The following is a 4,074-nucleotide window of genomic DNA, read 5'->3' on the forward strand; positions in this document are numbered from 1 at the left end:
GGGTATCTGGCTTGCCCGTTATTAGCCCAGCATGATGCTGGACTCAGCCTGCAATATAGTTTTTCTGCGGACAAACAGTTATCTCGGCTTAAAGAGGTGTTGCGAGCGTTAGAAAATTTAAGTAGTATGCTTGAAGAACTCTTCTGGAGACCTACCTATGAACGAAGAACAAACCTTACCCAACCAGGAACCGAAATCAACCACTAACGAAGTTGAAGAGAAAGAAGAGAAGATCTTCTCTCCTCAAAACGAACTGCCATTTCCAGAATCCATAGACCTTAATGAAGTGTTCCCGGATGAAGAAAGTGACCTCAACGATTTGTTCCCGGATGAAGAAACCAAGCTTCTCCTGAAAAAAATCCAGCGGAACAAAAAAGACCTGCACACCATGACCGGCCGTTTTGTTGATGATGACTGGGGCAGCATCGAAAGCGAAAATTCAATAACTACCGATGAACCAGCATCGCCGGAAACCACCGACGCCTCCTCTGCTTAATGGTTTTTCTTGTCGTCAATTCCCTTTAATGGTTTCCAAATAAAGGATGAAGCCACCAGAATAGTAAAGCCTACAGACAATAAAATCACAACCTCTGTTGCGATTCCCTCTAGATAAATAATCTTGTTCAGCCAGCTTGCTATAAAAGACCCTCCATAAAGCCGATTCTCCCTCAAAATCTCTTCCCAGATAGTTAGGGGACAGGGGATTCCCAGAACCATCAGCACAGTAACCCCAGCCAATCCACTTGCATGGATGATGCGAAACATGCGGTGGTTATAATAAAGCGCAATCGGGAACCCGAAAACGAAAAACAGAATCACCATAAAATGGATGATGAGAACAACTTCGACCATAGTTATAAAGTTATGTTTAGATCGTCTCTACTTCGGCTTCTTTTCCTATTCCAAGGTCTCGGAACAAACATTTAAAACTCTTTTTGTAACAACCGGTCAATATATATGGATGGCTCGACAAAGCAGGAATTTCCAATGTCGCGTGTTACACCCAAAACTTCACTCCGGCGAGTACCACTACCGCAACAATCTGGCCCTGGGGTTGACCTACCTTTATGAAAACTTTTTTATCGATAACTGGTCTTTGGACAGAGTTAACGCCGCCTCTTCTGATATAAACCAGGTAATGCTTCTCAGTGATCCAAATCCGGACTACCAGGCACATGTGACAATGATATATGCCACTTATCAATTGGGTGGAAAATAAGAATCCGATTTGTTTAACTTTTGCTCTTAATTAAACATGTGTAACATTAGTGAGAACAGATGTTCCATAAAATAGCCGGATCAAAATTTGGAGTTCTAAAAACAAAATGGACTTTTATGAGTGGAAATCTTTAGCAGAAGAAGGGGTTGCCGAAGCTCAGTACAATCTCGCCCTGATATACAGCCGTGGTAATGAGGTAGAACGTAATGATGAGGAAGCCGTGCGCTGGTACCGGCTCGCTGCCGATCAAGGATTCGCTGAAGCACAAACCAACCTCGGATTGATGTTTGGAAAAGGCCAGGGCGTAGAGCAGAATTTTAACGAAGCGGTCAAATGGTACCAGCTGGCTGCGGACCAGGGACTGGCCCAGGCCCAGCATAATCTTGGAGTGATGTATGCCAGAGGTCAGGGTGTGATGCAGAGTTATGAAACAGCGATTGAGTGGTTTCTATTGGCAGCCAATCAAAGCTATGGCCAAGCCCAATACAACCTCGGGTTGATGCATATGCGTGGAGAGGGCGTTGCCAGGGACGACAAAGAAGCCGTTAAATGGTATCGACTATCTGCCGAACAGAATATTCCTGGCGCTCAGTCCAATCTCGGACTGATGTATGAAAGAGGACAAGGGGTTGAACGGAATTATGTAGAAGCACACAAATGGTTCAATATTGCTGGAGTGAACGGCAACAGGGTGGGAAGCAGGAATGCTGACATCATTGAAAAAAAAATGAACCCTGGTCAAATTATCGCAGCCATTGGTCTCGCCCGCGATTGGCTGGAGAAAGTTTAGCCTTTCTACCTATTTGCATGCCAGAGCTTCAGGCCGAAGATCAACCCATGCTTAAACCATTGAGGTTATCAGGTTTGATGGTTTAGAGCCTTTTAAAAAGTTACCTGGAATCCGGAAAAGGAAGGAGTGAGTTTAAATTATAAAAAAGTGCACAATTGTATGAATTCCCCTTATTTATCTTTCTCTTGGAACGCGGTGCTCATTAGCTTCAGTCCATGACCCCAAAAATAACAGGAGCCCTAAAAACACCAGGACCTTGGATCGGAAATTCATTTTGAGCAAATAAAGAGAATCTTGGTTCTAATGAGTATTCAGGTTTTCTCCGCCACGCAATTTGTTAAGTGCCGCACTCATGTGGTCATAACCCAGCTGGTTTTCCAGAGCCGAGAAGCTATCACGAGCACGTGTATACCATGCAATGGCTTCGGGAATATTTTCTTCTGTTTTCCAGTAAATATGCCCTAAGCTCTCATATAAAATTGCCTGAATCTGGTGGGGGGGCAGGTCTTGCACCAGTTCGACACCTTTTTGATACCATGCCTTTGCTGGAATATGCTCACCCCGATCCATGAACAAATCGCCAGCTCGGTTCATGGCCTTGGCCTCACCAAGCGGATTATTGATTTTATTGTGGTATTTCATGGCCAGGATATATTGCTCCTCTGCATCCTTGAATCTTGTCCTGAATTTATATAGATCACCGAGAGACTCATAAATATTAGCGGCTTTTTCAAATTTTCTTTCTTTTTCAAAGGCAATAATCGCCTTGCCATAATTTTCGATGGCTTCATCAAACTCGTGATAGAAAAAATTTTCTGATGCTTGTTGAAGATATCGTCCAGCCTCATCTTTAGCATCTATCGGGGTGGTGATTGATACCGATTCTTTCTTCTTTCCAGACCCATGCGGTATTAGCCAGACGGAATACCCGAACGATAAAGCCACAGCAACAACGCAGAAGTATTTCAATGCTGGTTTTAAGAACGAAGCCATTTAATATACCTGGAAATGATTGGGAGCTTACTTCATCAGGTTAACACGAGAGATATCATTAGAGGAACTTCTAATAACAGAAGTTTTTTGATATGCCGGGGATCAATCCTTTTTAACCTGCTGGAAAAATCTTTTGGGTCTTCTAACTAAAATAACTCAACAAACCAGGGCTATCCTTCTACATTCTGCACATATATTATTCACCTGCCAGATCATTTACAGGTTGCAGTAGAACTTCATGAATTTTTGCATCAAACATATCAGCATTAAAAGGTTTAACGAGATAATTGCAAATGCCCAGATTCCTGGCATCTTCAATCTTGCCCTTTTCATCTTCCATAGTAACCATGATAAATGGAATATCTTTTAGACCCGGGAAATTCTGCATATTACAATATAGTTCAACCCCATTTAAAACAGGCATATAACGATCTGCAATTACCAGTTGCATTTTTGCAGAACGCAATGTAGTTAGCGCTTCATTACCGTCACTGGCTTCGAAAACATTTTTAAACCCTAAGCGAGTTAAATGATGCCGAATGATCCCTCTCGCAAATATGTCATCATCTACAATCATTACACTGCAAGTAGAAAACATAGCGCTCTCCCCTTTGGCAACCTGGCAATTTGTATTTATTTGAAAAGTATAGAGATATTCTATCAGGTCCTTTTTCAAAAACAAGAAAAATATTGGATATGCGATAATCCGGGGGCATAAAAACCATATTGTCAATGTTTTTCAGACAAGCTCTTGTTTTTTGGATGGCTTACAGGGCATTGTTTTATTGTGCATTTTTAGTTTTATTTTGATTCTTGGAGATTTCTCCGGATAAGTATAGAATACTCACGTTTTTATCTTGGGTACAGATGAAACAGCCAGCAAGGCATCACAAAAGGTTTATTATGTATTTGCTCCGGTTCGAACAATTCAACTCAAAAAATAGATTTACTTACCCAAAAATGTCCTGCTCCAAAACGAACTTCTTAACAATGGAGCTCTCTTCTTGTTGAATTTTTTTGCCAGCAACTATCGGAAGTGGGTAATCGACAAGCCGCTTGTCAGCCTTATGTT

General features: G+C 41.9%; 6 protein-coding genes. 3 read left to right on the top strand and 3 right to left on the bottom strand.

What is annotated here, in order from left to right; all coding sequences use genetic code 11:
• Positions 1-157: 157 nt before the first annotated feature.
• Positions 158-496 (top strand): hypothetical protein, encoded by a 339-nt coding sequence (locus F3741_09765; protein ID MZG31069.1) that lies wholly within the window; start codon positions 158-160, stop codon positions 494-496.
• Here the strand turns inward: F3741_09765 and F3741_09770 are convergent.
• On the bottom strand, positions 493-852 hold the full coding sequence (locus F3741_09770; protein MZG31070.1) for a DUF2784 domain-containing protein: 360 nt from the start codon (positions 850-852) through the stop codon (positions 493-495). The two genes, F3741_09765 and F3741_09770, sit on opposite strands and share 4 nt — an antisense overlap.
• Between F3741_09770 and F3741_09775 the strand changes: the two genes are divergently transcribed.
• Both F3741_09775 and F3741_09780 read left to right on the top strand, forming a co-directional pair.
• Positions 830-1,219, top strand: a complete 390-nt coding sequence (locus F3741_09775; GenBank protein MZG31071.1) for an MtrB/PioB family outer membrane beta-barrel protein — start codon at positions 830-832, stop codon at positions 1,217-1,219. The two genes, F3741_09770 and F3741_09775, sit on opposite strands and share 23 nt — an antisense overlap.
• 106 nt (positions 1,220-1,325) lie before the next feature.
• Positions 1,326-2,009, top strand: a complete 684-nt coding sequence (locus F3741_09780) for a sel1 repeat family protein (protein MZG31072.1) — start codon at positions 1,326-1,328, stop codon at positions 2,007-2,009.
• Between the two features lie 300 nt (positions 2,010-2,309).
• On the opposite strand, the gene F3741_09785 is transcribed toward F3741_09780, so the two are convergent.
• Together F3741_09785 and F3741_09790 are read right to left on the bottom strand one after the other, a co-directional pair.
• A complete protein-coding gene (locus tag F3741_09785; protein MZG31073.1) occupies positions 2,310-3,002 on the bottom strand; it encodes a hypothetical protein in 693 nt (230 codons plus the stop codon).
• 196 nt (positions 3,003-3,198) lie between these two features.
• On the bottom strand, positions 3,199-3,600 hold the full coding sequence (locus F3741_09790; protein MZG31074.1) for a response regulator: 402 nt from the start codon (positions 3,598-3,600) through the stop codon (positions 3,199-3,201).
• Between the last annotated feature and the right edge of the window lie 474 nt (positions 3,601-4,074).

This window comes from Nitrospinota bacterium, assembly GCA_009873635.1.
Taxonomy (GTDB): domain Bacteria; phylum Nitrospinota; class Nitrospinia; order Nitrospinales; family VA-1; genus LS-NOB.

Bases quoted from the DNA above. Each gene is read 5' to 3' on its own strand.
- F3741_09765 (MZG31069.1), top strand. From the start codon at position 158: ATGAACGAAGAACAAACCTTACCCAACCAGGAACCGAAATCAACCACT.
- F3741_09775 (MZG31071.1), top strand. From the start codon at position 830: ATGATGAGAACAACTTCGACCATAGTTATAAAGTTATGTTTAGATCGT.
- F3741_09770 (MZG31070.1), bottom strand. From the start codon at position 852: ATGGTCGAAGTTGTTCTCATCATCCATTTTATGGTGATTCTGTTTTTC.
- F3741_09780 (MZG31072.1), top strand. From the start codon at position 1,326: ATGGACTTTTATGAGTGGAAATCTTTAGCAGAAGAAGGGGTTGCCGAA.
- F3741_09785 (MZG31073.1), bottom strand. From the start codon at position 3,002: ATGGCTTCGTTCTTAAAACCAGCATTGAAATACTTCTGCGTTGTTGCT.
- F3741_09790 (MZG31074.1), bottom strand. From the start codon at position 3,600: ATGTTTTCTACTTGCAGTGTAATGATTGTAGATGATGACATATTTGCG.